General features: G+C 63.1%; 4 protein-coding genes. All 4 read left to right on the top strand.

The window, feature by feature from the left end; translation table 11 throughout:
- The first annotated feature begins 194 nt into the window (after positions 1-194).
- The 4 genes from QMX78_RS21075 to QMX78_RS21060 all read left to right on the top strand — a co-directional run bounded on the left by QMX78_RS21075 (position 195) and on the right by QMX78_RS21060 (position 2,688).
- On the top strand, positions 195-521 hold the full coding sequence (locus QMX78_RS21075) for a metalloregulator ArsR/SmtB family transcription factor (RefSeq protein ID WP_282273350.1): 327 nt from the start codon (positions 195-197) through the stop codon (positions 519-521).
- 17 nt (positions 522-538) lie between these two features.
- Positions 539-1,927: a DUF2867 domain-containing protein gene (locus QMX78_RS21070; protein ID WP_282273348.1), complete on the top strand. Its 1,389-nt coding sequence runs from the start codon at positions 539-541 to the stop codon at positions 1,925-1,927.
- A 104-nt stretch (positions 1,928-2,031) separates the two neighbouring features.
- Entirely contained in the window at positions 2,032-2,433 is a 402-nt protein-coding gene (locus QMX78_RS21065; protein ID WP_282273346.1) for an OsmC family protein, read from the top strand.
- Positions 2,434-2,439: 6 nt separating this feature from the next.
- The gene (locus QMX78_RS21060) at positions 2,440-2,688 is read left to right on the top strand and encodes a hypothetical protein (RefSeq protein ID WP_282273345.1); all 249 of its coding nucleotides are present in this window, start codon (positions 2,440-2,442) and stop codon (positions 2,686-2,688) included.
- Positions 2,689-2,761 lie beyond the last annotated feature (73 nt).

Below are 2,761 nucleotides of genomic sequence, written 5' to 3'. Positions count from 1 at the left end.
GAGCATGGCTCGGCACTACAGGTCGGTTGGTTTGGCTTGGAAGGCCCCTGCCGAGCATGGCTCGGCACTACAGGTCGGTTGGTTTGGCTTGGAAGGCCCCTGCCGAGCATGGCTCGGCACTACAGGTGGAGCTGCTTGACATGTCCTGGCAATCGGGCGCTTAATGAATTAACGAATTAGTTAATTCATTACCCATGCCTGCCGACCAGATCTTCGAAGCCCTTGCCTCACGCCCACGCCGCGAGATCCTGGCCTATCTGTCAGCACAGGAACTCACCGCAGGGGAAATCGGCCAGCGTTTCGAGATGAGCGCGCCGGCCATCTCGCGCCATCTCTCGGTTCTCGCCGCCGCCGGACTGGTCATGAGCGAGCGCCGCGGTCAGTTCGTTTTCTACCGGCTTACCCCCGACAACATGGTCAACACCTTGAGCCGCTTTGCCTTCGAGGTCTGCCCAAGCGCCGGGCCGCTGCAGCGCGAATCACGTCGCAATGCCAAGCCCAAGGCAAAACCCGCCAGCTGACAACCACGAGGCATCGCATGGAACGCAGTCGCACTCCCAACGAAAGCAGCTTTCCGCATGTCTCGATCAATGCCAGTGATGGCAGCCGTGCCGCGGAAGTCACATTACTGACCCAGCTCGATGTAGGTGCTGGTGATGCAGTCGCAACAGCGGCAGGTGCACGCCAAGCCCAGCACGCGGATTTCAACGACGCACTGGACGAGCCTTCGGCACGGCTGTCAGCTCCCGATCTTGCTACCGGCGACAACGCCGCGCTGTACACCTTCTCGGTGGGCCGCCATGGCCACCCCTTCCATCGTCATGCTGCACCGCGCGTGTTCACTGCCATCAGCGGCAGCGGGGGTGCGCGTCTGCGTTTCATCGCCGCCGGTTCGGCCTGCGACACGCCGGAGGATATCCGGCAGGCCCTGCGCCACGTCGAGATTCCCGCCGACTGCCTGTTCACGGTTCGCATGGCCGCCAACACCTGGCACCAGTTCGAACCACTGCGCGGCAATGGCAGGCACCCTGCGCTGTTCGCGGTTTCCTGCCATCCGGATGAAACCGCAGGCGCGCTGGCCCCCGCACAACAGGCACAGGTCATGCGCGGCGAAGCCGACCTCGCCAGCCTCACTGAACTGATGCCGGCAGCACTGCAGCAGCACACACAACAGACGCAGGTGTGGACCAGTGTGCTCAGTTTCGATCCGCTGCCTCGGCAAGCCTGGGCCTGTGCGCATTTGCGCCGCCACGCCGGGCAGGTGCGTCAACTGCTGGTGCAACTCCATCCACGCAACGGCACCCGTTCGCACCGACTGCCCGACCTGCAAACACACAGCAGCCATCAGCTGCCGCCAGACTCGCTGTTGGCCAAGCAACTGCCGCGTCATCATCACCAGGATCACGTGGAGATCCAGATCGCTCAACACTGGCTCGGTGGCAGCAATCCGGAACAGTTGCTGGCAGCCTTGCTCTCCGCCTTCATCCAACAACCTGCCGGCAGCGTCAGCGGCCTGATGCGACTGCGGAATCTATTGGCGCGGCCGTTGCGACTGCGCACCTCCTCACTGGGCTGCCCGGTATCGTCGCTGTTGAGCGATGCAGCGACACAACGCTTTGCCCAGCGCTTCCCGGTGCTGGCCATGTCCAGCAGTACCAACGCGGCGCAGGTTCTGCTCGGCGCCGATGATCGTCACCTTCAATTCCGCTCCAGCGTCGGCGTGCAGCGCGAAGGCGAACGGATCACCTTCAGCCTCTCCACCCGCGTGTATTGCCGCAATCCCTTCGGACACCTGTACATGGCCGCGGTGGACCCGATGCATCGCCACTTCATCGCGCCGAAGATGCTGAAGACCGCCGTCAATTGTCTGCTGGAGGAAGCAGCAACAGTCGTCCCTGCCGGCGGTGCGGCCATCGTCACGATGTGAACCGCGGCATCGTTCAGCCGATGGGACGGTGCAGGCAGTAAACGGCGACTACCGGAGCTGGCTGTGTCGCAGTAAGTTGACGGTTCGTTCCGAAGGAGGCTGTCATGGCCCACGTCACCATTGAATCAACGGGAAGCAACTACGCCCATCGCATCAGCAACGGCGTCCACCAGCTTGTTGCCGATGAGCCTGCCCGGCTGGGCGGCCAGGACGCGGGCATGGCGCCGTTCGATCTTTACCTGGCATCACTGGCCGCCTGCACCGCGATTACCTTGCGTATGTATGCAGAGAAAAAAGGCTGGGAGCTGGGTGAGTTCAACGCCGAGCTAACCTCTACCCGCGATGAAGCCGGTAAGCTGCAGGTGCACCGCATTCTTTCCGCTACCGGCGCGTTGACCGACGAACAATGGGAACGACTACTGGACGTAGCCACCCGCACACCGGTCACGAAAGTGATGGGCGAAGGTGCGACCATCACCAGCGAACGCCGCGCCCTGACGAGTTGAGACGCCATGTTTACGATTGTTGTTATCTGGGATGCAGACAACGCCGAAGTGACCCAGTGGGACGAGACCCCGTGGGTCACCACTTTCAAGGATCGCGAAGTGTCTTTGCGGGCCGGGCCACGCGAGCGGGTTGATGCCAACGGCGTCAGCAGCCAGGTGGCGGTCTATCTGCCCGATGAGTTCAACGAGGAAGAGTTCCAGGACCTGTTCGCCGCGCACGAGAAGCGCATTCCCGAGCTGCATCTGCATGGCTGATGCCCGCTCTTGTGGGAGCGGGGGGGGGCGCCCCCGCGCCGGGGGGTTGGTGGGGCAACCGGAGCGGCGGGGG

Origin of the sequence: Stenotrophomonas sp. PS02298, from assembly GCF_029959445.1 — a bacterium.
GTDB lineage: Bacteria > Pseudomonadota > Gammaproteobacteria > Xanthomonadales > Xanthomonadaceae > Stenotrophomonas.
This window is presented reverse-complemented; position numbering and strand designations above follow the sequence as displayed.